Source organism: Myceligenerans crystallogenes (assembly GCF_039529775.1).
In the GTDB taxonomy this organism is placed as follows: domain Bacteria; phylum Actinomycetota; class Actinomycetes; order Actinomycetales; family Cellulomonadaceae; genus Myceligenerans; species Myceligenerans crystallogenes.
In genome coordinates this window covers 135,670-157,691 of the sequence record NZ_BAAANL010000005.1, presented here as the reverse complement: position 1 = coordinate 157,691, position 22,022 = coordinate 135,670, and the positions used below count along the sequence as shown (strand labels likewise).

The window sequence follows — 22,022 nt, the reverse complement described above, 5'->3', positions numbered from 1 at the left end:
ATGGAGTACAAGGCCAATCCTGGGTGATGCTCGGCGTATGAACGAACCCAGCACCGTCGTCGGACACGGACAGGATCAGGACAAGGGGACGGCGGGGCCGGTCTTCGGGCCGGTGCGCCGGGGTGTGCAGCTGGTCGTCGGGCTGCTGGTGTTCGCGTTCGCGATGGCGATGATGATCCACGCCGGCCAGGGCAACATGCCGTGGGACGTGCTGCACCAGGGCGTGGTGCGGGTGACCGGGCTGCCGTTCGGGGTCGTGGTCTTCCTCGCGAGCCTCGTCGTCTTTGTCTGCTGGATCCCGCTCAAGCAGCGGCCGGGCATCGGGACGATCGCCAACATCGTGCTGATCGCGCTGGCCATCGATCCGTCGCTGTGGATCCTCCAGCGGCTGCTGCCCGATCCGAGCCTGCTCGTGTCCGTGCCGCTGGCGCTCGCGGGGATCGTGGTCAACGGGATCGCGACGGCGGCCTACATCGGCGTGCGGCTCGGGCCGGGGCCGCGCGACGGGATGATGACCGGGCTCGTGGGCCGTACCGGCTGGCCGGTCTGGCTGGTGCGGACCGGGCTCGAGGTGGCCGTGGTCGTGACCGGCATCCTGCTGGGCGGCACGTTCGGCTGGGCGACGATCGCGTTCGCCCTGACGATCGGCCCCGTGGTCCAGTGGTCCGCCCGCTGGCTGGCGCCCCGCGGCCTGGTGGGCTGACGCGGCGTCGCCCCGCGGGATCCAGGTGGATCCCGCGGGGGACCTCACCTGGCGGGTACGGCCGTGCGCGCGGCGGGCTTGCGGGTCGCGATCACGACGCCCGCGATGCTGAGGGCGCCGCCCAGCGATACGACCGGTCGCGGCGCGGTGTCGGGGGTCACATGTCGGTCTCGCGCATTTTCGGCACGATCGCGATGGCTGGAGCTAGGCTCATCTCGGGCGAAGTAGTTGAAACTCCCGAGGTCTGGCTGAAGCGAGGAGTGTCGAGCGTGTCCGACGAATCTGTCGTCAAGGTGGGCGTCGTCGCCCACCATGAGTTGCTCGTGACAGGGATTGCGAACCTGATCACGGCATGTCGGCACCTGAGGGTCGTAGGCAAGCTCTCGGCCGTTCGGCCGGCGCCGCTTCGGCGCTGGGTGCTGGAGACCAAACCGGACGTCGTGGTCAGCGCTGATCGGATTGCCTTGAGCGTGCTTGACGAGGCTTCCCGCGTCCCGACTCCACCCAGCGTCGTTGTACTCGCCAGCGCCGATGGCGATCCGGGCCCGGAGCAGTTCATCGCTGCAGGGGTGAGTGCGCTGCTGCACTCGGGGGTCTCGACGGAAGAACTTGTCCGGGCCGTTCGCCTCGCGGCCAGCGGACATCAGGTCGTTAACACGGCGTTGGCACCGGAACTGGTCGCTGCGATGCGACAGTGGGCGTCGTTCACGGAGATGGCTGGTCTGACATCGCGCGAGCGCGAGATTCTTCACGACATCGGCGACGGACTCACCAACATTCAGATCTCCTCACGTCGAAATATCAGCGTCGGGACCGTGAAGGTGCACATCCGCGCGCTGAAAGCCAAGACCGGAGTGGACCACAGGGCTGAGCTGATCGCGCTTGTGCATGGTAGTGCCTTGAACTCCTGACAAGGCAGCTGTTGGAGAGGCTGTTCCCACTGAGGCTACCCCTATGGGGCAATCAAATCATGGCCATGGGGTAGATGCGGTCAGGCGTGGTCAGGGTCAGGATCGACGTAGGCAGGCGCCTCGGTGTTGGTAGTGCTTGTGAACCTTCGTGACACCTGTTCGGCCGAGGTCTTTGTACTCGCCATCCATGAAGGAGGGGACCATGGTTGAATTGCGCGCGAAAAATCAGAGCGACCTCGATGATTTCTATCTCAAGGGCAGTGCGGGCAAGGCGAACCTGTTCGAGGTCTGGGAGGACGGTGGCAGTCGTGGCGATTCGGTGACGCCGTCAACCTTCAGTGCCGAGTACCGTACCTGGATGGTTGGCCGACTGGTTGCCGAACTCGACCGGAACGGCGGCGGCCTGCTGAGCCTGGGCTGCGGAAACGCCGCGGTGGAGGCCGAAGTCGTTGAGCGTGGCCATCATGTCTTCGCGATCGACGCCATGCCCGATGCGGTGATGTTGGCTCGTCGCAAGGGCGTCGAGGCGGTGTGTGCCGATATTTTCCAGTGGCAACCGGAGCATCCGTACTCGGTGATCTACATCGACGGTGTGCTCGGACACCTGCACGACAAACATCTAGGGTTGCAGCCGGTGCTCTCACGGATTCTCAGCTGGCTTGAACCGGAAAGGAATTCAAGGTCCGGTGCCGCCACGCTTGTGGCTTCGAACGACGCGCCCAACAACGGCGCCGATATCCAGAAGGCTCCTGGCGTCGACGGCTTCCACTGGCTGTCCGGCGGATATATGCGTGACCAGGCTCTCATGGCCGGCTTCGCTGACGCCGCGACGGATGACTTCCGCTATCGGCGGCCTATTTCCGGGGAACGGATGCGGGCAATCATGAACGGGAAAATATTTCGCGCGGGCGAGGGTGACACGAGGGGGTGTTCATGAAGAGCGGGGCTGAACTTCTGGTCGATGCCCTCGCGCACCAAGGCGTCGAGACAATCTTTGGATTTCCCGGCGACACGAGCATTGCGTTCTACGACGTGCTCGGTCGGACCCCAGCTATCCGCCATGTTCTGGCCAGGGATGAACGGCATGCGGCTTTCATGGCTGACGCCCATACCCGCAGCACAGGCAGGATCGGCGTGTGCGAGGCATCCAGCGGGGCCGGTGCGGTCTACCTGGCCAGCGGTCTCGGCGAGGCCCGTGCGTCCAGCATTCCGTTGCTGGCCATCACGACAGACAACAGCACCCGGAGCGCCGGCACGGCGCCCATCAGCGAACAGGACCAGGAACTCCTGTTCGCGGCCTGCACGAAGTGGCACCGCCTTGCGACAAGCATCGACGAGATCCCTGGCTTGGTCACGGAAGCGTTCGAGGCCGCGGTTGAGGGCCGGCCAGGGCCTGTGGCACTGATCCTGCCGGAGGACCTTCTCGAGGCGACGACGTCGGCCGATCCTGGTACTCCGGTGACCGGTTCTGCGGCCCGAACCCCCGGGCGCCGCGTCGCCGTGTCGACGGCGGTGATCGACGACGCAGCGGCGCAGCTGGTTGCTGCAGAGCGCCCGGTCATCCTTGCCGGTGGCGGCATACACCTTTCGGCCGCATGGCAGGAACTCGAGCAATTTGCCCACCACTGCGGGGTGCCGGTGGCGACCAGCATTCACGGCAAAGGCGCTATCGGTGAGAGCCATCCGCTGGCACTCGGTGTGGTCGGCAGCAACGGCGCACGCGACTACGCGAACGCCGGAGTCGCTGCTGCCGACCTGGTGCTGTTCATCGGTACGCGTGCAAACGCCACCGACACCTTGAGTTTTACCGCACCGGCCCGCACCGGCACGCGCATCCTGCACATCGAGACAGATCCAGCACGCGCGGGCCGCAACTATCCGGGCAGCGTGGCGCTGATCGGGGATGCGCGGACGGTCCTCGAACAACTGCGGGCGCAGATCCCAGAGGTGAGCAAAGGCGTCCGCGACCGGCGGATCGCGGAGATCGCCGCGGCGCGACGTGACTGGGTGCGGCAGGACAGCGAAACAGGCGTCTCGCTGCCGGACGGTGTCCTGCACCCTCGCGATGTCATCCGCGTGCTGGCAGATACGTTCGGCCAGGACGTCTGGGTGGTGGCCGATGCTGGTACGCCGACCCCCTACTTGTCCTGCTACTGGCAGGCTCCTGGGGACGGGTGGCGGGTGATCATTCCACGCGGACATGGGCCGATGGGCTTTGCGATACCGGCGTCGATCGGTGTGGGTGTCGGCCGCGCGGGCGACAGAGTGCTCTGCCTGACGACGGAGAACAGCGTGGCAATGGCTGTTGCGGAGTGGGAGACGGCCGCTCGTCTGGGACTGCCGATCACGTATGTGGTGCTGGACAACACTTCGATGGCATGGATCAAGATGATTCAGCACCTATATGCCGGCGGCCGGTACTTCGCCGTCGATCCAGGCCCGATCGACCCGGTGCTCCTCGCGGAGGGTATGGGTGTCCCGGGCGCCAAGGCCACGAGCCTGGATCAGCTGGCCACGCTGGCCAAGGAGGCAGCTGTAGCTGCCGGCCCTGCAGTGATCCATGTCGCGGTGCCTGAACACATGGATGTGCCTCCGCCGGTGCCGACCTGGCACGCAGCTCTTACCGGGCAGACAGCCGGCCGTCCCATCCATTGACCAGACCAGCGAGAAGAGTCAAAGATCATGCCGATCTCCACCGGGCTGTGGTTGCGCCGCGAAGCATCGTCGAACGAACAACGCACGGTTATCACCCCTGCGGATGCTGCTGCGCTCGTTGCCGACGGTTTCCGGGTAACTGTCGAGGAGTCCGCGCATCGGGTCTTTCCGATCGACGAGTACGCTGCCGCGGGCTGCCGGATCGTCTCAGCTGACACCTGGCCCGATGCGCCGGCCGACGAGATCGTCGTCGGGCTCAAGGAACCGGTGCCGCAACCGTCGGCACTGACCCATCGGCACATCTTCTTCGGGCATGCCTACAAGGGACAGACCGGTGCACACGCCCTGTTGCAGCGCTTCGAGGAGGGAGGCGGCTCGCTGTACGACCTGGAGTGCCTGACCGACGAGAACGGCCGACGGTTGGTGGCCTTCGGCTTCTGGGCCGGGTATGCCGGTGCGGCAGTCGCTGTTCTGCACCACAGGGGGCAGCTTTCCGCTCCGCTGACGGCCATGTCGCGGGCGGAGCTCGACGACCTGCTGGCGCGGTACCGGGACGATGCCTGCGCACTCGTCATCGGGGCGCTGGGTCGGTCCGGTCGTGGCGCGGTCGAGGCACTGACAGTCGCAGGTGTACGGACCACCGGCTGGGACCTGGCAGAGACCCGCCAGTTCGACAAGAGCGCGTTGCTGGCGCACGACCTTCTGGTGAACACCATCTTTGCCGCCGAGCCGGGTAGACCATTCCTTACCCACGACGACCTCGGCCGGGACGACCGGCGGCTGTCCGTGGTCTCCGACGTGACCTGCGACGTCACATCCGACTGCAACAGGCTACCCGTCAACGACAAGGTCACGGATTGGGTGATGCCTGCGCGGCGTCTGCACGACGAGCCGCGGCTGGACGTGCTGGCCATCGACAACCTGCCTTCCCTGCTGCCACGAGAGTCGAGCGCAGCCTTCTCCATGGGCCTGCTGCCGTTATTGCGCCAGCTGCCTGACGACGGTTCGGTGTGGACCCGGAGCTTGGACCAGTTCACCGCCGCCCGCAAGCTGACGAGCGAGAGATGAGGATCACGATGTCTGAGCTGATGCCGCCGAGCGGCCGCGTGCACTGGATCGGCACCGGCATGTCTACCGGTAGTGGACTCGGGTTGGTTTGCGCGGGTGCGGAGACGGTGCTCTGGGGGCGAACGGTCGCGAAAGCCGAGGCATGCCTGGATCGGCTGGAGTTGGGCGGCAGGGCGCAGACGCGGGCGTTCACCCTGGGATCGCTGGCCGCGGAACTCCGCCGCGGTGACGTGGTCGTGTCGATGCTGCCGGCGAGCGAGCACCCGTCACTGGTGGAGTTGGCGCTTGAGCGCGACGCGCATTTCGTGTGCTCCAGCTATCTGAGCTCAGGCATTGCTGCCCATGCGAACGAGGCCGCTGAACGCGGTCTGGTGATCCTCACCGAGATCGGGCTCGACCCGGGCATCGACCACCTGCTCGCGCACAAGCTCGTGACCAAGGCCATGCAGGTTACGGGTGATCGTCCGGCGACCGTTCGCTTCACCTCCTACTGCGGCAGTAATCCTGCTGTGGCCAACGACTTCCGGTACCGCTTCAGCTGGGCGCCCCGCGGCGTGCTGACCGCGCTGCTCACACCGGCTCGACTGATTGAGGGCGGCGTCGTACGCGAGGTTGCTCGGCCTTGGGAGGTCGCGCGGTCCCAGACCGTGCTCGGTGAGTCGTTCGAGGTCTATCCCAACCGCGACAGCGTGCCGTTCGTCCGGACCTATGCGTTCCCGGAGTCGTGGGCGGTGGAGGACTTCGTCCGCGGCACCCTGCGGCTCGAGGGATGGAGCGACGCCTGGAAGCCGGTTTTTGCGGACCTGGTGGACGCGGACGACGCCGAGATCACCGAGCTGGCCGAGGACCTTGCGGAACGTCACCCGACTACCGCAGATGATCACGACCGCGTGGTAATGTCAGTGAAACTGCAGGTCCGGACGGCAGACGGTGACGAGTGGGCCGGTGAGTACGTACTCGACTCCGTGGGGGACGCAGTGGAGGCTGCGACACCCCGCCTGGTCTCGGCGCCGCTCGCCGGAGGCATTCTGTCGGTGGTCGCCAGTTCCGTGCCGGCCGGTTTGCACCAGGCGAGCAGTGACCTGGGTCAGGTACAGGACTGGCTGGAGTTCCTTGCCGGCCAGGGGATCACCGTGAGTTTTCAGCCACGCTAGGGGATGGCAGCATTAGGGGAGCATCGTGAACGAGCGACGTCGTGCCCTGGTTCGACGGGGGGTACTTCCCCTGCTCGCGTACGCGGTGCTCACGGCGGCAATGGATGTGTATGCCGGAAACCGGTTCGCGACCATCTCCCCTGCAGCCGTCGCCGCGGTCTCCTTCACCTTCACCATGGTGTTCTTCCTCGCACTGGAATGGTCGCGCCGGGGCATGCGGCAGCTTCGGGAACTCACAAGGCATCGGCGGGACCTTGTCGCCATCAACGTGACCACCGCCGTGACTTGGCTGGCGACCTTGTACGCTCTGGACTTCCTGGAACCCGCGATCGTCAATGTGCTCGGCCTGGCGCTCGGGCCGGTGATCACGGTGCTCGCAGGTCCGTTGCTGCGACGGGGTAGTACCGTCCTCAAGTCGGAGATCGCGGTGTCGCTGGGCATCTGCGTCCTGCTGGGCGCGCTCGTATGGGTCTCGTTCTCCGGGCGTAGCGGGCTGGCCGGGGTGACGGTGTCGGATGCGGTGGCCGGGCTAGCATTCACGGTTGCCTGTGCCGTCGGTTCGTCGTTCAACATCATCTACATGAAGCGGCTCGGTGATGCTGGTTGCGATCCGAACACAGTGCTCGCGACCCGGTTCTTCCTGATGAGTGCTGTCGCCTGGGTGCTGGTTGCGGTGACCGATGCCGGTGACCTGCGGACCGCATTGGTGCCGGGTGCCGTCGTCGCGGTGATCGGCGTCGGGCTGCCGATCTACGTGCTCCAGATCGGCATCCGGCACACGGAGCCGATCACCACGTCGCTCCTCATCGCACTGTCCCCGCTGTTCGCGTTCGTCATGCAGTTCGCCGACGGCCGGCTGCGGTTCTCGGCCTTCACGCTCGCCGGCATCGTCGGCGTGGTCGCCCTCGTGGCCCTGGGAACTGTGGTGCGTGGCCGGCAGCCGATGCCGGCGCCCGCCGGAGGCAACCCCATCGGAAATGACGAGTCTGGAGGTCCACCGACCATGACCTGTGCCATCGTCGACGCGTATGGCGCCGGGCGCCTGCTGCCGGCCGCACTGCGTGCGCGTGATGTGCGCTTTGTGCACGTGCGCTCGGAATTTCCCGACACCCGGTTGGACTACCGTCCCGAGGACTTTGTTCTGGACGTCCACCACACGGGTGATCTCGAACGCACCGTGCGGATTCTGCAGGAGCACGGCGTTACCCGCGTCGTCGCCGCCGCCGAGTCCGGCGTGTTGCTCGCCGACCAGCTCGCGGCTGCGTTGGGCGTGCCGGGCAACGGTATGCGCAATGCCATCGCTCGCCGCGACAAGCACGAGATGCAGCGGGTGGTCCGGGCAGCCGGTTTCGCGGCCGCGGACGACTTCCGGTCTGACTCCTCCGAGGAGGTCGTCGAATGGGCTCAAGGCCGGGATGCATGGCCAGTCGTCCTCAAGCCGGTCCTGAGCGCGGGCACCGACAACGTACTGATCTGCCGTGATGTGGACGAGGTCCGGGCCGCCCACAAGCGGATCATGTCCTCGGCCGATCGGTACGGTCGCCGCAATGACGTCGTGCTCGCGCAGCAGTTCCTGGTCGGTGTCGAGCACTATGTGAACACCGTCAGCTACGACGGCGTGCACCGCGTGATCGAGGTCTGGCGATACCACAAGCGCGAGATCGACGGCCGGTCGGTGTACGACTACGAGGACCTGCTCTCGCTGGATGAGCCGGGCGCCAGTGCGGTCGTGGAGTACGTCCGCGCGGTGCTCGATGCCCTGGAGATCCGGCAAGGTGCCGCGCACACGGAGGTCATGCTCACCGACGACGGACCAGTCCTGATCGAGTGCGGCGCGCGGCTGGGCGGCGGCCAGATGCCCGAGCTGCTCACGCGGTGCGTGGGCACCGATCAAGTCGACAGCCTGGCGTTTTCGATCGCGGACCCCGAGAGCTTCCGCGCCGAGGCAGAGGCGCCGTACCAGCTCAAGAGCCAGCTGCGCTGCGTGAATCTGATCTCGCCTGCCGACGGGATCGTGCCTGCCGACTGGCACCCGGTCGAGCGGCTTGCCTCGTTTGCCGGGATGGCGGTGAGCCTGCGCGCGGGTAGCACGCTCGAGCGGACGGTGGACATGGCAACCTGTCCCGGAACCGTCTACCTCAACTCCGACGAAGTGGGTTCGCTGGAGTCCGATTACCGGGAACTTCGTGACCTGGAACTGACAGGACTCTACGGCTGACCGGTTCCAGGGTTGATCGACGAGCCCTGGATCGGCTACGTCAGGTGAACGTGGTTCCTGATCGTGAGGATGCCGGAGGGCTCGTCGAACGAAGCGACCGCTGTCATCGAGCTCAGCTCGCCGAGCCGCTGGACGTGCGTGCCACCGCAGGGCATCTCGGCCGTTCCTCCGGGTGTCCCGCAGATCCACTGCCGGCGGTCGGTGAGGAACGGGCCGGTGCGGTCGATCCTCACCGGCGCGTCGGACGCGATCCAGTTGGCCAGCGCGCGATTGACCCTCTCGATCGTCAGGGAAAGGCCGTCGAGGAAGCCTGCGGTATCGAACCCGCGGTTGCGCAGTGACTTGCCGAGCCTGTACTCGTCGGTACTACCGCCGATGTCGTGCCGGGTGAGGACGCATGCTGCAGCGTCGAGGTCGTGGTGGCCGCGTGAGTCGGGTGGTGCGGGCTTGCGCCAGAGGTCGTGTGTCGCTTCGTTGAGCGCGTAGGCCAGTAGATGGCACGCGGTGTGTGCGGCACTGAGCCGCAGCCGTCGATCGGCACTCACGATCAGCGTCACCGCGGCGCCCTTGGTCAGTACGTCCCCGGCCGCTTCGTCGACCACGTGCGCCACCAGGAACAGCACATCCGGCTCGTCGCGGCGGGCGTCGATCTGGTCGTCCACCTGGATCGGACCGCCTGGCCGTTGCGCTACGGTGATGGTGTCGCGCACCGCGAAGACGTTGTCGTCCACGAGCAACTCGCCGTGGTCTGCGGGCTGGTCCGGCCAGAGTGGGTCCAGCGGATGGAACGGTGTCGCATCGGTGATCACCAGCAGGCCGCCTGCGGCCTCGCGTGGATCAGACAGTACCTCGACGACGGTGGCTGTCTCGTGGATCGAGCCTGATGGGTAGGTGACGATCGTCGACGTCGTGCCGGAGAGATCGAGTTCGCTCACGTGATCGCACTTTACGTCACTGACCAGGACCGTGAGCGGCAGAGGCATGCCATGATTGGCAGGTGGCCGCGTATGTGATTGCCGAAGCCGAACATCTGGACGATCCCGATGTGCGCCGGTACCGAGAACTGGCCGCCGAGTCGATCGCCCGGTACGACGGCCGCTATCTGGCGCGGGGCGCGACGCCGGAACCGCTTGAAGGAGAATGGCCGGATACGCACCGGATGGTCGTCATCGAATTCCCGTCGATGGTGCAGGCAAAGAACTGGTACACCTCTCCGGAGTATGCCGACGCTCGTGCCGTGCGCGGAGTCATCGCAGGTCGACGCATGCTTTTCGTGGAGGGCCTGGTGGGCTGACGCGGCGTCGCCCCGCGGGATCCGGGTGGATCCCGCGGGGGACCTCACCTGGCGGGTACGGCCGTGCGCGCGGCGGGCTTGCGGGTCGCGATCACGACGCCCGCGATGCTGAGGGCGCCGCCCACCAGGACGACCGGGGTCGGGACCTCGCCCAGGAGCCACCAGGACAGCAGCACCGCGATCGGCGGGACCACGTAGGTGGTCGCGCTCAGGCGGCCGGCCGTCGTGTGCGAGAGGGCGTAGGCCCAGGTGAGGAAGGCGATCGCCGTCGGGAAGACGCCCAGGTAGACGACGCCGAGCGTGGCCGACGGCGACGCGGCCGCCAGGTCCGCCACCAGCGCCCCGGCGAACGGCAGCGCCGCCACCGTCCCGGCGAGGCAGCCGAGCCAGGTCATGGTGAGCGCGTCGACGCTCGGCAGCAGTCGTTTCTGCAGCAGGGCGCCGATCGAGTACAGCACCGCGGACGCGATCCCCAGGAGCACCGCACCGAGATCGGAGCTGCCCGACGACGACGCCCACGCGATCACCGCCACGCCCGTGAACGCGACGCCGATCCCGGTCAGCAGCCGGGCCGGGAAGCCCTCGCCCAGCGTGAACCCGGCGACGAGCGCCGTGAGGATCGGCGCGAGCTGCACCAGGAGCGAGGCCGTCCCGGCGTCGAGCGTGCGCTCGGCGGCGTTGAGGGTGACGTTGTAGACGCCGAACCACAGCACGCCCCACACGAGCACGCCCGCGAGCACCCGGCCGCGCGGGAAACCCTGCGGGAGGCGCCCGGTGACGCGGTCCAGCCGGAATCTCCCGGCGACCGCCGCGATGATCGTCAGTGCCACGGTCCCCACCGCGATCCGCCCGAGCGTCAGCGCCCCCGGCGTGAAGTCGTGTCCCGCGGCCCGGATGCCGATGAAGGCCGAGGCCCACAGCACGACGGTCACGGCGGCCGCGAGCATGACCGATCGCTGCGGGGCGGGTGCGCCGGCCGGGTCGTTCGAGGGCATGCCCGCAGGATCGCCTGGAGCCGCCGGGGGTGTCCGGCGGTTTTCGGACGGGGCGTTGGTGGTGGTCATGGAAGCGATCCTGCCCTGCGGCAACGATCAAGCACAAGCGATATTTTCTGCACAACCCTTCAGTCCCGCTGTATGGTTGGACCATGCTTGACGTCCATCGCCTCCGCGTCTTCCGTTCCGTGGTCGCCAGCGGCTCCGTGGCCGGCGCCGCGGTCAACCTCGGCTACACGCCGTCGGCCATCAGCCAGCATCTCTCCGCGCTGCAGCGCGAGACCGGCCTCACGCTGCTCGCGAAGGAGGGCCGCGGCCTGCGGCCGACCGCCGCGGGGCTCGCGCTCGCCGCCGAGGCCGACGGCGTCCTGGCGCGCCTCGGCGCCGCCGAGACCCTGGTCACCGACCTGCGCGAGGGCCGCACCGGGACGCTCAGCATCGCGTACTTCGCGTCCGTCGGCGCGGCCTGGCTGCCCGGCGTCGTCCGCGTGCTCATCGAGGACTTCCCGGGCCTGCGCCTCGACCTCGAGCTGCGCGACGACGTCGCGGAACTCCCCGACGACCGCCCCGACCTGCAGGTGCTGGTGATGCAGTCACAGGACCAGACGCCCCGCGGGTTCGTCGCGCACCACCTGCTCGACGACTCCTACGTCGCGGTCGTCCCGGCCTCGCACCGGTTCGCCGGCAAGGAGGAGGTGGAGCTCGCCGAGCTCGGCGACGAGCCCTGGGTCGACAACGACTTCGCGCGCGGCTGGTGCCGCCGCAACCTGCTGGACGCCTGCGCGGCGGCGGGGTTCAGCCCCACGTTCCACGTCGAGGCCCACGACTACCCGACGGCGCTCGCGTTCGTCGAGGCCGGCATCGGGCCGACCGTGCTGCCCGAGCTGGGCACGCTCAGCCTCCCGCCCGGCACGGTCGCGGTGCGCCTGGTGCGACCGACGCCGGTGCGCTCGCTGCACGCCGTCGTCGCGGAACCGGTCGCCGACACCCCGCCGATCCGCGCCGCGCTGGACGCCCTCCGCGCCGCCGCCGGCCGCGAGCGAGCCCGGCGCGAGAGCGCCGGTTCCGTGGCGTAGGCCCTACCTCGTGCCGGGCGGCACCGCTGCGCGCAGGGCGCGACCGGCCGCTTCCACTGCTGCGCGCAGGGCGTGACGGGCCGCTTCCGCCGCTGCGCGCACGGCGTGACGGGCCGCTCAGGTCGCGGAGAGGGCGCCGGCCAGGAGCTCGAGGGTCGTGGCGCGGCCCGGGGTGGCGTCCAGGGGCTCGCCCTCCCGGGTGCCCGCCACCGGCACGATCATGACCTCGTCGACGGCGTGCTGCTCGGCCAGGCCGCGGAGGTGCTTGGCCGCGAAGTCCGCGTCGCCGATCAGCCAGCGCTCGCGCATCGACTCGATCGTGACCTCCATGACGTGGTCCGGCCGGTCGGCGAGGGCCTCCTCGACCGTCTCCAGGGGGCGCATGGCCCGGCCGGTGCGCAGGCGGGCCATCGCGCGCAGCTGGGGCAGGGCGCGGGCGTGCGCCTCGTCGTCCGACTCCGCGACCACGGTGTTCATGGTGAGGAACGTGCGCGGCTCGGGGAACGCCTCGCTGGGGCGGTAGTTGTCCCGGTACAGGCCCACGATCTGCGCCATCCCCTGGCCCGCGAAGTGGTTCGCGAAGACGTACGGCAGCCCGAGCTCCGCGGCGAGCCGCGCCGAGTAGTCGCTGGATCCGAGCAGCCAGACGTCGGGGGAGCCGGTGGCGGCCGGGGTGGCGGCCACGCGGTAGAGGTGCCCGTCGCCCACGCGGAGCTGGGCGCCGTCGGGCGACATCATCGTGATGATGTCCCGCACGTGCTGCGGGAACTGCTCCACGGTCGCCGTCGGCCCCGAGGAGCGCAGCAGCGACGAGACGACGGGGTCGCTCCCGGGCGCACGGCCGATCCCGAGATCGATCCGCCCCGGCGCGATCGCCTCCAGCGCCGCGAACTGCTCGGCGACGACGAGCGGCGCGTGGTTCGGCAGCATGACGCCGCCCGATCCGACGCGGATGCGCGTCGTGCGCGCGGCGGCCGCCGCGATCATCACCGGAGGGGACGACGCCGCCACGCCGGCCATGTTGTGGTGCTCGGCGAACCAGTAGCGCGTCAGGCCGAGCCGGTCCGCGAGGGCCGCGAGGTCGAGCGAGGCGGCCAGGGCCTGGACGCTGGACTGGCCGGTGCGCACGGGGACCAGGTCGAGGACGGAGAGCTGTGGGATCAGGTGGGTGCTCATCGCCCCTCTCAACCGTCCGGGAGCGGTGTGTGTTCCCTGGGAGCGAACAGTGCGGGACGGCGGGTCGATTCGATTCGATTGTTGTCCTCGTTGCCCTAGGGTGTTGGCATGGTCAACTACCGGTACCTCGGAAACAGCGGTCTCAAGATCACCGAGATCACCTACGGCAACTGGCTCACCCACGGCTCGCAGGTCGAGAACGACGTCGCGACGCGGTGCGTGCGCGCCGCGCTCGACGCCGGCATCACGACCTTCGACACCGCCGACGTGTACGCGAACACCAAGGCGGAACAGGTGCTCGGCGACGCGCTCAAGGGCGAGCGGCGCGAATCGCTCGAGATCTTCACGAAGGTGTACTGGCCCACCGGCCCGGGCGGCCCCAACGACACGGGCCTGTCCCGCAAGCACATCATGGAGTCGATCAACGGGTCCCTGACCCGCCTCGGCACGGACTACGTGGACCTCTACCAGGCCCACCGGTTCGACACCGAGACCCCGCTGGAGGAGACGATGCAGGCGTTCGCCGACGTCGTCCGGCAGGGCAAGGCGCTGTACATCGGCGTCTCGGAGTGGACGGCGGACCAGATCCGCCGCGGCTCGGTGCTCGCGAAGGAGCTCGGCTTCCAGCTGATCTCGTCGCAGCCGCAGTACTCGATGCTGTGGCGCGTCATCGAGGGCGAGGTCGTGCCGGCGTCGAAGGAGTGCGGTCTGTCGCAGATCGTCTGGTCGCCGATCGCCCAGGGCGTGCTCTCGGGCAAGTACCTGCCGGGGCAGGCGGCGCCCGCCGGGTCGCGTGCCACGGACGAGAAGGGCGGCGCGAAGATGATCTCGCGCTTCATGAACGATCAGGTGCTGACCGCGGTGCAGGACCTCAGGCCGGTCGCCGACGAGCTGGACCTGACGATGGCGCAGCTCGCCGTCGCCTGGGTGCTGCAGAACGACAACGTGGCCTCGGCGATCGTCGGCGCCTCGCGTCCGGAGCAGGTCGCGGAGAACGTCAAGGCGTCGGGCGTGACGATCCCGGCCGAGCTGATGGCGAAGATCGACGCGGCCCTCGGCGACGTCGTCGAGCACGACCCCGCGAAGACGCGCGAGAACTCGCCGCAGACCCGCGTCGCCTGACCGGCCGCGAGGCGGGGCCCCGCGGCCCCGCCTCGCGCGACGGCGTCAGCTCGGGTAGACGCCGTGCTTCTTGTGGGTCGGGCGGGGGAGGCGCGAGCGGCGGATCTGGAAGGCCCGCGTCACGGAGTACATCATCGTGCCGGGCGGGACGTCCCCGAACTTGGCCTGGAGGCGCTTCTTCAGGCCGCGCCACAGGATCACCGCGTCGATGATCGCGATGCCGAGGAAGCCGTACATCCCGATGAACAGCACGATCGTCAGCTCGGCGATCTGCGTCGCGAAGAACGACCCGAGCAGCATGACCACGGCGATCGGCAGGAAGAACTCGCCGAGGTTCCAGCGCGCGTCCACGTGGTCGCGGGCGTACGCCTTGACCGCGCCCTGGTCGCGCGGCGGCAGGTACTTGGCCAGCTTCGCGTCGGCCGGGTTGTCCATCGCGGCCCTCGTGAGATCGCGGGCCTTGCGCTCCTGCTCCCGGCTCGCCTCGCGCGCGGCCTTGCGGTCGTTCGGGACCAGCGGGCGCTTCCGCGCGGCCTCGACCTCCTTGCGCTTCGGCGTGGGCCGGCCCTTGCCGGACGGCTGATCGGTCACGTCGGAGGGCGTCTCGCCCACGGGCGTCACGGCGGGGTCGGAGGTCTTACTGCGGGAGAACACCGGTCCAGTCTATTCGCTCGGCGGGCCGGCGACGGCGCCGGGCCCGGCATCCCGCGGACCGGGTAGCGTGATCCGGTGACCACGCACAGTTCTTCCTCCCTGGCCGACGACGGCGCTACCGCGCTCCGCTCGCGCGTCGCGGACCTGTTCCCCCAGTTGCAGTCCGACCTCGAGGCGCTCGTGCGCATCCCGGGCGTCGCGTTCTCCGGGTTCGACCAGCGGCACGTCGCGACGTCGGCCGACGCCGTCGCCGCGCTGCTGCGCGGCGCGGGGCTGCCCGAGGTGCAGATCCTGCGCGCGCCGCGGCCGGACGGGACCGACGGCGCCCCCGCCGTCGTCGCCCGCCGCCCCGCGCCCGCCGGCGCGCCGACCGTGCTGCTCTACGCGCACCACGACGTCCAGCCGCCCGGTGACCCGGCGACCTGGGACACCGCCCCGTTCGAGCCGGTGCTCAAGGGCGAGCGGCTCCACGGCCGCGGCGCGGCCGACGACAAGGCGGGCCTGGTGGCCCACCTCGGCGCGCTGCGGGCGCTCGGCGACGACCTGGCCTGCGGGGTCACCGTGTTCGTCGAGGGCGAGGAGGAGGACGGCTCGCCGTCGTTCCGCAACTTCCTGGAGCGCTACCGCGACCTGCTCGCGGCCGACGTCATCGTCGTGGCCGACTCGACCAACTGGAAGATCGGCGTCCCCGCGCTGACGACGTCGCTGCGCGGGCTCGTCGACGGGTACGTGGAGCTCCGCGTGCTGGACCACGCCGTCCACTCGGGGATGTTCGGCGGCCCGGTGCTGGACGCGTACACGCTGCTCGCGCGGCTGATCGCCACGTTCCACGACGGGTCCGGGAACGTCGCGGTCGAGGGGCTCGTCTCGGCGCCGGAACCGGTGGTCGACTACGCGGAGGCCGACTTCCGGGCCGACACCGGGATGCTGCCGGGCACGGAGCTCACCGGGACCGGGTCGATCGCGGGCCGGCTGTGGTGCAAGCCGTCGCTCGCCGTGCTGGGGATCGACGCGACGCCCGCCGAGGCGGCGTCGAACACCATCACACCGGCGGTCCGGGCGAAGCTGTCGCTGCGGCTCGCCCCGGGTCAGGATCCCGGCGCGGCCGCGGACGCGATCGGGAAGCACGTCGCGGCGAACGCTCCGTTCGGCGCGCAGGTGACCTGGACGGTCAAGGAGAAGGGCAAGCCGTTCCTGGCGCCCGCCGACTCGGCGGCGATGCGCGCCGCCCGCGAGGCCTTCGCGGCGGCCTGGGGGACCGACCCGGTGGACATCGGCGTCGGCGGCTCGATCCCGTTCATCGCCGACCTCCTGGAGGTCTTCCCCGCCGCGGCGATCCTGGTCACGGGCGTCGAGGACCCGGACTCCCGCGCCCACGGCGCGAACGAGTCGGTCCACCTCGGCGAGCTGCGCAAGGCGGTGCTTGCCGAGGCCCTCCTCCTGCGCAACATCGCCCGCGGGCTCTAGGGCTCCACGGATTCCGTGACCGGGCGCGGGGCCACGTCCCAGGCCCTGGCCCAGGCGGCGACGTCGTCGGGGAGCCTCGGGCTCTCCGGCGTCGTCGTCAGCCCCTCCGATGCCGCGAGGGCCGCGATGACGGCCGGCGGCGCGATGCGCTCGCCGGTCTTCCGGTGCAGGAAGCGCGCCGCGATGATGCCGCGCGCGCAGAGCTTGCCCCGGCGCAGGAACACCTGCTCCATGTAGAAGCAGCGCTCGTCCCAGCCGATCACCCGGGTGGTGATCTCGAACCTCTCGAAGAGCTGGAGCGACCGCCGGTACTTCATGGTCGACGCCGCCACGACGGCGCCCCAGCTGTTCTCCCGGCTCAGCGGCGTGCCGCCCATCTCGGCGATGTGCCGGAACCGCGCCACGTCCATGAGCTGCAGGTACGAGCCGTTGTTGACGTGCATGAGGATGTCGAGGTCCTGGGGCATGACCCGCATCGAGTAGGTCGACGGGTCCAGCAGGGTCCGGCCGCGGACCTTCTTGCGGGGGAAGACCGCGGTCCACGCGAGCTGCAGCATCCGAGTCATGCCACGGAGGATATACCGCGCACCGCCGGTACTAGATACTTTCCGGGCCGCCGGGCCCGGGCCGCCAGGAGGTTGCTGCGATACGGCCGTGCGGCGCGCCTCACGTCGGCGACGACGCGTGCCCGATCGTGCCGCCAGGACCCGGCGTGCCGCCGAACCACGGCCTGACCGCGGTGTCGTACTCGATCGCGCGGGCCACCGCCTGTGCGGCCGCCGGCGTCTCCAGCCGGGACACCAGGTGCAGCGCCATGTCGATCCCCGCGGTGACGCCGGCCGAGGTGACGACGTCGCCGTCGTCCACGAAGCGGGCCTCCGTGTCGACCATGACGCTGGGATCGAGCTGCACCAGCTCGTCGAAGCTGTCCCGGTGCGTGGTGGCGACCCGCCCGGCCAGGATCCCGGCCGCCGCGAGCACGAGCGCGCCCGTGCACACTCCCGCCACCACGGGCGTCTGCGCGCGCATCGCCCGCAGCCAGTCCAGGTGCCCGGGCCGGTCGATCAGCTCACGCGTGCCGAGGCCCCCGGGGTAGACCAGCAGATGCAGCGGCCCGACGTCGTCGGCCGAGTGCGACGGGACCAGCCGCAGGCCGCGCCCGAGCCGCACGCCCGCGCCGTCCCAGGAGAACGTCGAGACCACCGGGCGCAGCTGCGAGTGGTCCGCCCAGACGGACAGCACCTCGAACGGGCCGACGACGTCGAGCTCCTCGGCGCCGTCGAACACGAAGATCCCGACCCGCACACCGCCGTTGCCGCTCATCGCATCACGCACTCCCTCGCCCGAGGTCCGTCGCCGTCTCCTTGCGGATCAGATCCCTGGCAGCGCCAGCATCTGGTCGAGCGCGACGCGCGCCCAGTGGGCGTCGTCGGCGTCGACCACGATCCGGTTGACCATCCGGCCCGCCGCGAGGGACTCCAGCGCCCACACGAGGTGCGGCAGGTCGATCCGGTTCATCGTCGAGCAGAAGCACACCGTCTTGTCGAGGTAGTGCACCTGCAGGTCGGGGTGCGCGCGTGCCACGCGGCGCACCAGGTTCAGCTCCGTGCCGACGGCCCACGAGGACCCCGGCTCGGCGGCTGCGAGCATCTTGATGATGTACTCCGTGGAGCCCACGTAGTCCGCCGCCGTGACCACCTCGTGCTTGCACTCCGGGTGCACCAGCACGTTGACGTCCGGGACCTGCGCCCGGATGTCCGCGACGTTCTGCGCCGAGAACCGGCCGTGCACCGAGCAGTGACCCCGCCAGAGGATCACCCGCGCGTCCGCGACCTGCTGCCGGGTCAGGCCGCCGTCCGGCTTGCGCGGGTCGAAGACCACGCAGTCGTCCAGCGACAGCCCCAGCTTCTGCACCGCCGTGTTGCGGCCCAGGTGCTGGTCCGGGAGGAAGAGCACCTTCCCGTTCCCGTCCACGCCCTTGGACGTGCCCACCTGGTCGAACGCCCAGCGCAACGCGACCTCGGCGTTCGACGACGTGCACACCGTCCCGCCGTGCCGGCCGGTGAAGGCCTTGATCGCGGCCGTGGAGTTCATGTACGTCACCGGGATGGTGTCGCCGGCCACGCCCAGGTCCTGGAGCACCGCCCAGGCCTCCTCGACCTGGCCGATCTCCGCCATGTCGGCCATGGAGCAGCCCGCCGCCAGATCCGGCAGCACGACCTGCTGCGCGTCCGACGTGAGGATGTCCGCGCTCTCGGCCATGAAGTGCACGCCGCAGAAGACGATGTACTCGGCCTCCGGCCGGGCCGCCGCCTCGCGCGCCAGCTTGAACGAGTCGCCCATGACGTCGGCGAACTCGATCACCTCGTCGCGCTGGTAGTGGTGGCCCAGGACGAACGCGTTCTCGCCCAGCGCGGCCCGCGCCACGCGGGCGCGCTCCACCAGATCGGGGTCGCTCGGCGCGGGCAGATCGCCCGGGCACTCGACCCCACGCTCCGAGCGCAGGTCGCGGCCTTGCCCCAGCAGGAGCAGGGGGGAGGCCGCGGGCTCGGAAAAGTTCTCCAACAGCGTGCTCACGAATCCATGGTTACACACGCCTGTGACACTCCCGGGGCCGGTCCCACGACCTCCGCCGCCTGATCGGCGCGCTGCCGCGCGACCGGCCCGTCGATCCGGGGGCGACGTGACGCGCGCCCGGCCGCGTAGCCTCAGGGCATGCATGTGGTGGTGATCGCACAGGGCAGCGACGTCGCTGCCGAGGTGGCGCAGGCCTGGCGTTCCGCGGTCCCGGGGGTGAGCGCCGAGGCGCGCGGCGTCCGCGTCGTGCGCCCGCCGTCACCGAGGGCGCCGAGGCCGCCGGGGTGGCCCGGCGACGCGGGACGCGGGGACGACTCCCCGTCCGGGGACGACGCCGGGCCCCACGGCGGACCCGCGGCCGACGCCGCCCGCCGCGCCGTCGTCGTCGCCGGGACCAGCCTGGGCATCGGGGCGCCGCCACCGGAACCTCCGGGCCCGGCCGCGCCGCGTTCCGCCCTGCCCGCCGCGGAGGCCGCCGAGCTGTCCAGGGCCGTGGCGTCGTCCGACGTCGTCGTCGCCCGCGTCGCCGTGCTCGACGCCGGCAGCCTGCGCGCGGGCCCCGTCGCCGAGGCCGCCGCGGCGGCCGCGCCGCATGCCGTCCCCGTGGTGGCGCTCGCGGAACGGGTGGAGGTGAGCCGGCGCGAGCTGGCGTCGGCGGGGCTCAGCGGCGCCCACGAGATCGAGGGCGCCGACGTCGCGCGCGTGGCGCGCTCCTGGACCCCGGGCTGGGCCTGAACCCGGGGGCGGGCGTGCGCGGGGCCCGGGGCCCGCAGCGCGGGCAGTGACCGGGGTCACGGACCGTCGCGGGGACCGGGCGTAGGATCGGGAACAGAACTCGCCGGGCCGGTGTTGCCAGCCCACGAGAAGACCCGCCAAAGGCCGCGCGCCGCGCGCCCGACGCACCGATCAGGAGCAGACATGACCGAGACCGCCTCCGGCATCGCAACTCACGCAGTGAACCTCACCGACGTCGCGGCCGAGAAGGTCCGCAGCCTGCTGGAGCAGGAGGGGCGCGACGACCTGCGCCTGCGCGTCGCCGTGCAGCCCGGCGGCTGCTCCGGCCTGATCTACCAGCTGTACTTCGACGAGCGCGTCCTCGAGGCGGACGCGGTGCGCGACTACGACGGCGTCGAGGTCGTCGTCGACAAGATGAGCGTCCCCTACCTCGAGGGCGCCACGATCGACTTCGCGGACACGATCGAGAAGCAGGGCTTCACGATCGACAACCCGAACGCCGGCAGCGCCTGCGCCTGCGGCGGTTCCTTCAGCTGACCCCGTCCGACGGCGGCCGCCGGATCCTCACCTCGAGGGCCCGGCGGGCGCCCTCGCTTCGTTCGTGCCCGAGGAGTGACCGAGACCGGCCGCGCTGCCGGACCCGATGGCGGAACACGGGCACGATCCGGGCCGGTGGGCCGGGGCCGAGACGGCGGTGGGAGGATTTCAGGGTGGAAGCTGCGGGGAGCCGGGTGCATCTCGACAACGGCGGGCGGGCGGTGCTGCATCCGCTGGCGCGGCAGGCGGTGCTGCAGGCGCTGGACGACGGGTGGGCCGATCCGCGGCGGCTGCATGCCGAGGGACGCCGCGCGGCGCGCCTGATCGACGGAGCCCGGGAGGCTGTGGCCGCGGTGCTGGGCGCGCGGACCGAGGAGGTGCGGTTCACGCCGGGTCACACGGCGGCGCTCCACCGGGCGGTCGTCGCGGGAGCCGCCGGACGGCGCCGGGCGGGCGACCGGATCGTCGTCGGGGCGACCGAGCGTGCGGCTGTGCTGCACGCGGCGGAGCTCGCGGGCGAGCCGGTCAAGGTTCCGGTGGACGTGCTCGGACGGGTCGACGCCGAGGCCTTCGCCGAGGCAGTGGCCGGCTCCGGCGTCGCGCTCGCCGCGCTGCAGCACGCGAACGGCGAGGTCGGGACGGTGCAGCCCGTGGAACGGGCGCACGAGGCGGCGCGGGCCGCGGGTGTCCCGCTGCTGGTGGACGCGGGGGCGAGCCTGGGGCACGTCGTCGTCCCGGGGACCTGGGACCTGCTCGCCGCCGATCCCGCCGACTGGGGCGGGCCGTCCGGGGTGGGGGTGCTCGCCGCGCGGCAGCGCGTACGGCTCGCCGCGACCGGCCCCGAGGACCCGGAGCCGTGGGCGCCGGGCGGCGTGAGCGTGCCGCTCGCGTTCGCGGCGGCGGTCGCGCTGCAGGCGGTGCGGGCGGACCTGGACGAGGCGGCGGCCCGGCGGCGGTCGCTGGTCGACCGGATCCGGGCGGCCGTGGCGGACGTGCCCGACGTGGAGGTCGTGGGCGATCCGGACGGCCGCCTGCCGCACGTCGTGACGTTCTCCTTCCTCTACGTCGACGGCGAGGCGCTGGTCACCGAGCTCGACCGGGAGGGTTTCGCCGTCGGCTCCGGATCGGCGTGCACCGCGAGCACGCTCGAGCCGTCGCACGTGCTCGCCGCGATGGGCGTGCTCACGCACGGCAACGTGCGGATCGCGCTCGACAGGACGACGACGCCGGACGACGTCGGCCGGTTCCTCGCGGTGCTGCCCGGGGCCGTGTCCCGGGTGCGGGAGCGGCTGGGGGTGCACGGGCTGTGACGGACGGGCCCGGCGAGACCGCAGAGACGATCGACGCGCGCGGGCTGCGGTGCCCGCTGCCGGTGATCCGGCTCGCCGCGCGGGCGAAGGCCGCGGCGGACGGGACGCGGATCACGGTGCTGGCGACCGATCCGGCCGCGCGGTACGACGTGCCCGCGTGGGCGCGCATGCGCGGGCACGAGATGGCCGGGGCGAGCGAGACGGACGGTGTGTGGACGCTCACGGTCCGGGTGCGACGTTCTGACACCTGACGCGGGAGTGTCCGCACCTGAGCCGCTGGAATGCGGCGGAAGGCCGGAGTGCGTGACTCGTCACACTTGAAGTCCCGCTGTCGGTCATCGCGGGTAGCCTGAGCGCGTTAGGCTGCCAC

Annotated in this window: 22 protein-coding genes; 15 read left to right on the top strand and 7 right to left on the bottom strand. The window is 70.4% G+C overall.

The annotated features are described in order from the left end of the window. The first annotated feature begins 37 nt into the window (after positions 1-37). The 7 genes from yczE to ABD208_RS13160 all read left to right on the top strand — a co-directional run bounded on the left by yczE (position 38) and on the right by ABD208_RS13160 (position 8,709). Positions 38-703 (top strand): membrane protein YczE, encoded by a 666-nt coding sequence (gene yczE, locus ABD208_RS13190; RefSeq protein WP_344103562.1) that lies wholly within the window; start codon positions 38-40, stop codon positions 701-703. A 269-nt stretch (positions 704-972) separates the two neighbouring features. Beyond that, on the top strand, positions 973-1,614 hold the full coding sequence (locus ABD208_RS13185) for a LuxR C-terminal-related transcriptional regulator (protein WP_344103559.1): 642 nt from the start codon (positions 973-975) through the stop codon (positions 1,612-1,614). Positions 1,615-1,816: 202 nt separating this feature from the next. After that, complete coding sequence (locus ABD208_RS13180) at positions 1,817-2,551, top strand: class I SAM-dependent methyltransferase (RefSeq protein WP_344103557.1); 735 nt, start codon at positions 1,817-1,819, stop codon at positions 2,549-2,551. After that, on the top strand, positions 2,548-4,269 hold the full coding sequence (locus tag ABD208_RS13175) for a thiamine pyrophosphate-binding protein (RefSeq protein WP_344103555.1): 1,722 nt from the start codon (positions 2,548-2,550) through the stop codon (positions 4,267-4,269). Before ABD208_RS13180 ends, ABD208_RS13175 begins: the two co-directional genes overlap by 4 nt. A 27-nt stretch (positions 4,270-4,296) precedes the next feature. Then, positions 4,297-5,337 (top strand): Rossmann-fold NAD(P)-binding domain-containing protein, encoded by a 1,041-nt coding sequence (locus tag ABD208_RS13170; RefSeq protein ID WP_344103554.1) that lies wholly within the window; start codon positions 4,297-4,299, stop codon positions 5,335-5,337. Between the two features lie 8 nt (positions 5,338-5,345). Next, on the top strand, positions 5,346-6,491 hold the full coding sequence (locus tag ABD208_RS13165) for a saccharopine dehydrogenase family protein (RefSeq protein WP_344103551.1): 1,146 nt from the start codon (positions 5,346-5,348) through the stop codon (positions 6,489-6,491). A 25-nt stretch (positions 6,492-6,516) separates the two neighbouring features. After that, positions 6,517-8,709, top strand: a complete 2,193-nt coding sequence (locus ABD208_RS13160; RefSeq protein WP_344103548.1) for an EamA family transporter — start codon at positions 6,517-6,519, stop codon at positions 8,707-8,709. A gap of 35 nt (positions 8,710-8,744) precedes the next feature. Here ABD208_RS13160 and ABD208_RS13155 read toward each other — a convergent pair whose 3' ends face one another. Next, the gene (locus tag ABD208_RS13155; protein WP_344103545.1) at positions 8,745-9,644 is read right to left on the bottom strand and encodes an alanyl-tRNA editing protein; all 900 of its coding nucleotides are present in this window, start codon (positions 9,642-9,644) and stop codon (positions 8,745-8,747) included. Between the two features lie 62 nt (positions 9,645-9,706). On the opposite strand from ABD208_RS13155, the gene ABD208_RS13150 reads away from it, so the two are divergent. After that, positions 9,707-10,003: a DUF1330 domain-containing protein gene (locus ABD208_RS13150; protein ID WP_344103543.1), complete on the top strand. Its 297-nt coding sequence runs from the start codon at positions 9,707-9,709 to the stop codon at positions 10,001-10,003. A gap of 44 nt (positions 10,004-10,047) precedes the next feature. On the opposite strand, the gene ABD208_RS13145 is transcribed toward ABD208_RS13150, so the two are convergent. Then, the gene (locus ABD208_RS13145; protein ID WP_344103541.1) at positions 10,048-10,998 is read right to left on the bottom strand and encodes a DMT family transporter; all 951 of its coding nucleotides are present in this window, start codon (positions 10,996-10,998) and stop codon (positions 10,048-10,050) included. A gap of 152 nt (positions 10,999-11,150) precedes the next feature. Between ABD208_RS13145 and ABD208_RS13140 the strand changes: the two genes are divergently transcribed. Further along, a complete protein-coding gene (locus tag ABD208_RS13140) occupies positions 11,151-12,074 on the top strand; it encodes a LysR family transcriptional regulator (RefSeq protein WP_344103539.1) in 924 nt (307 codons plus the stop codon). 117 nt (positions 12,075-12,191) lie between these two features. On the opposite strand, the gene ABD208_RS13135 is transcribed toward ABD208_RS13140, so the two are convergent. Then, positions 12,192-13,250, bottom strand: a complete 1,059-nt coding sequence (locus tag ABD208_RS13135) for an MsnO8 family LLM class oxidoreductase (RefSeq protein ID WP_344103537.1) — start codon at positions 13,248-13,250, stop codon at positions 12,192-12,194. Between the two features lie 108 nt (positions 13,251-13,358). Here ABD208_RS13135 and ABD208_RS13130 point away from each other — a divergent pair, with 108 nt between their 5' ends. Beyond that, the gene (locus tag ABD208_RS13130; RefSeq protein ID WP_344103534.1) at positions 13,359-14,372 is read left to right on the top strand and encodes an aldo/keto reductase family protein; all 1,014 of its coding nucleotides are present in this window, start codon (positions 13,359-13,361) and stop codon (positions 14,370-14,372) included. Between the two features lie 45 nt (positions 14,373-14,417). Here the strand turns inward: ABD208_RS13130 and ABD208_RS13125 are convergent, their stop codons facing one another. Continuing rightward, on the bottom strand, positions 14,418-15,026 hold the full coding sequence (locus ABD208_RS13125; RefSeq protein ID WP_344103532.1) for a DUF3043 domain-containing protein: 609 nt from the start codon (positions 15,024-15,026) through the stop codon (positions 14,418-14,420). A gap of 75 nt (positions 15,027-15,101) precedes the next feature. Here ABD208_RS13125 and ABD208_RS13120 point away from each other — a divergent pair, with 75 nt between their 5' ends. Beyond that, positions 15,102-16,493 carry a dipeptidase gene (locus ABD208_RS13120; RefSeq protein ID WP_344103530.1) on the top strand — a complete coding sequence of 464 codons (1,392 nt, stop codon included), beginning with the start codon at positions 15,102-15,104 and terminating at the stop codon, positions 16,491-16,493. Here the strand turns inward: ABD208_RS13120 and ABD208_RS13115 are convergent. The 3 genes from ABD208_RS13115 to nadA all read right to left on the bottom strand — a co-directional run bounded on the left by ABD208_RS13115 (position 16,490) and on the right by nadA (position 19,070). Beyond that, entirely contained in the window at positions 16,490-17,059 is a 570-nt protein-coding gene (locus ABD208_RS13115) for an acyl-CoA thioesterase (protein ID WP_344103528.1), read from the bottom strand. The genes ABD208_RS13120 and ABD208_RS13115 overlap by 4 nt on opposite strands. Positions 17,060-17,159: 100 nt before the next feature. Then, complete coding sequence (locus tag ABD208_RS13110) at positions 17,160-17,816, bottom strand: DJ-1/PfpI family protein (RefSeq protein ID WP_344103526.1); 657 nt, start codon at positions 17,814-17,816, stop codon at positions 17,160-17,162. Between the two features lie 48 nt (positions 17,817-17,864). Further along, positions 17,865-19,070, bottom strand: coding sequence for a quinolinate synthase NadA (nadA, locus tag ABD208_RS13105; RefSeq protein ID WP_344103524.1), 1,206 nt, complete (start codon positions 19,068-19,070; stop codon positions 17,865-17,867). A 138-nt stretch (positions 19,071-19,208) separates the two neighbouring features. Between nadA and ABD208_RS13100 the strand changes: the two genes are divergently transcribed. From ABD208_RS13100 to ABD208_RS13085, 4 genes are all read left to right on the top strand, one after another. Then, positions 19,209-19,805 (top strand): hypothetical protein, encoded by a 597-nt coding sequence (locus tag ABD208_RS13100; RefSeq protein WP_344103522.1) that lies wholly within the window; start codon positions 19,209-19,211, stop codon positions 19,803-19,805. Positions 19,806-19,988: 183 nt separating this feature from the next. After that, a complete protein-coding gene (gene erpA / locus ABD208_RS13095) occupies positions 19,989-20,342 on the top strand; it encodes an iron-sulfur cluster insertion protein ErpA (protein ID WP_344103520.1) in 354 nt (117 codons plus the stop codon). Positions 20,343-20,515: 173 nt separating this feature from the next. Further along, on the top strand, positions 20,516-21,652 hold the full coding sequence (locus ABD208_RS13090) for a cysteine desulfurase family protein (RefSeq protein WP_344103518.1): 1,137 nt from the start codon (positions 20,516-20,518) through the stop codon (positions 21,650-21,652). Then, entirely contained in the window at positions 21,649-21,903 is a 255-nt protein-coding gene (locus ABD208_RS13085) for a sulfurtransferase TusA family protein (RefSeq protein ID WP_344103516.1), read from the top strand. The genes ABD208_RS13090 and ABD208_RS13085 overlap by 4 nt, the downstream gene beginning before the upstream one ends. The last annotated feature ends 119 nt before the right edge of the window (positions 21,904-22,022 follow it).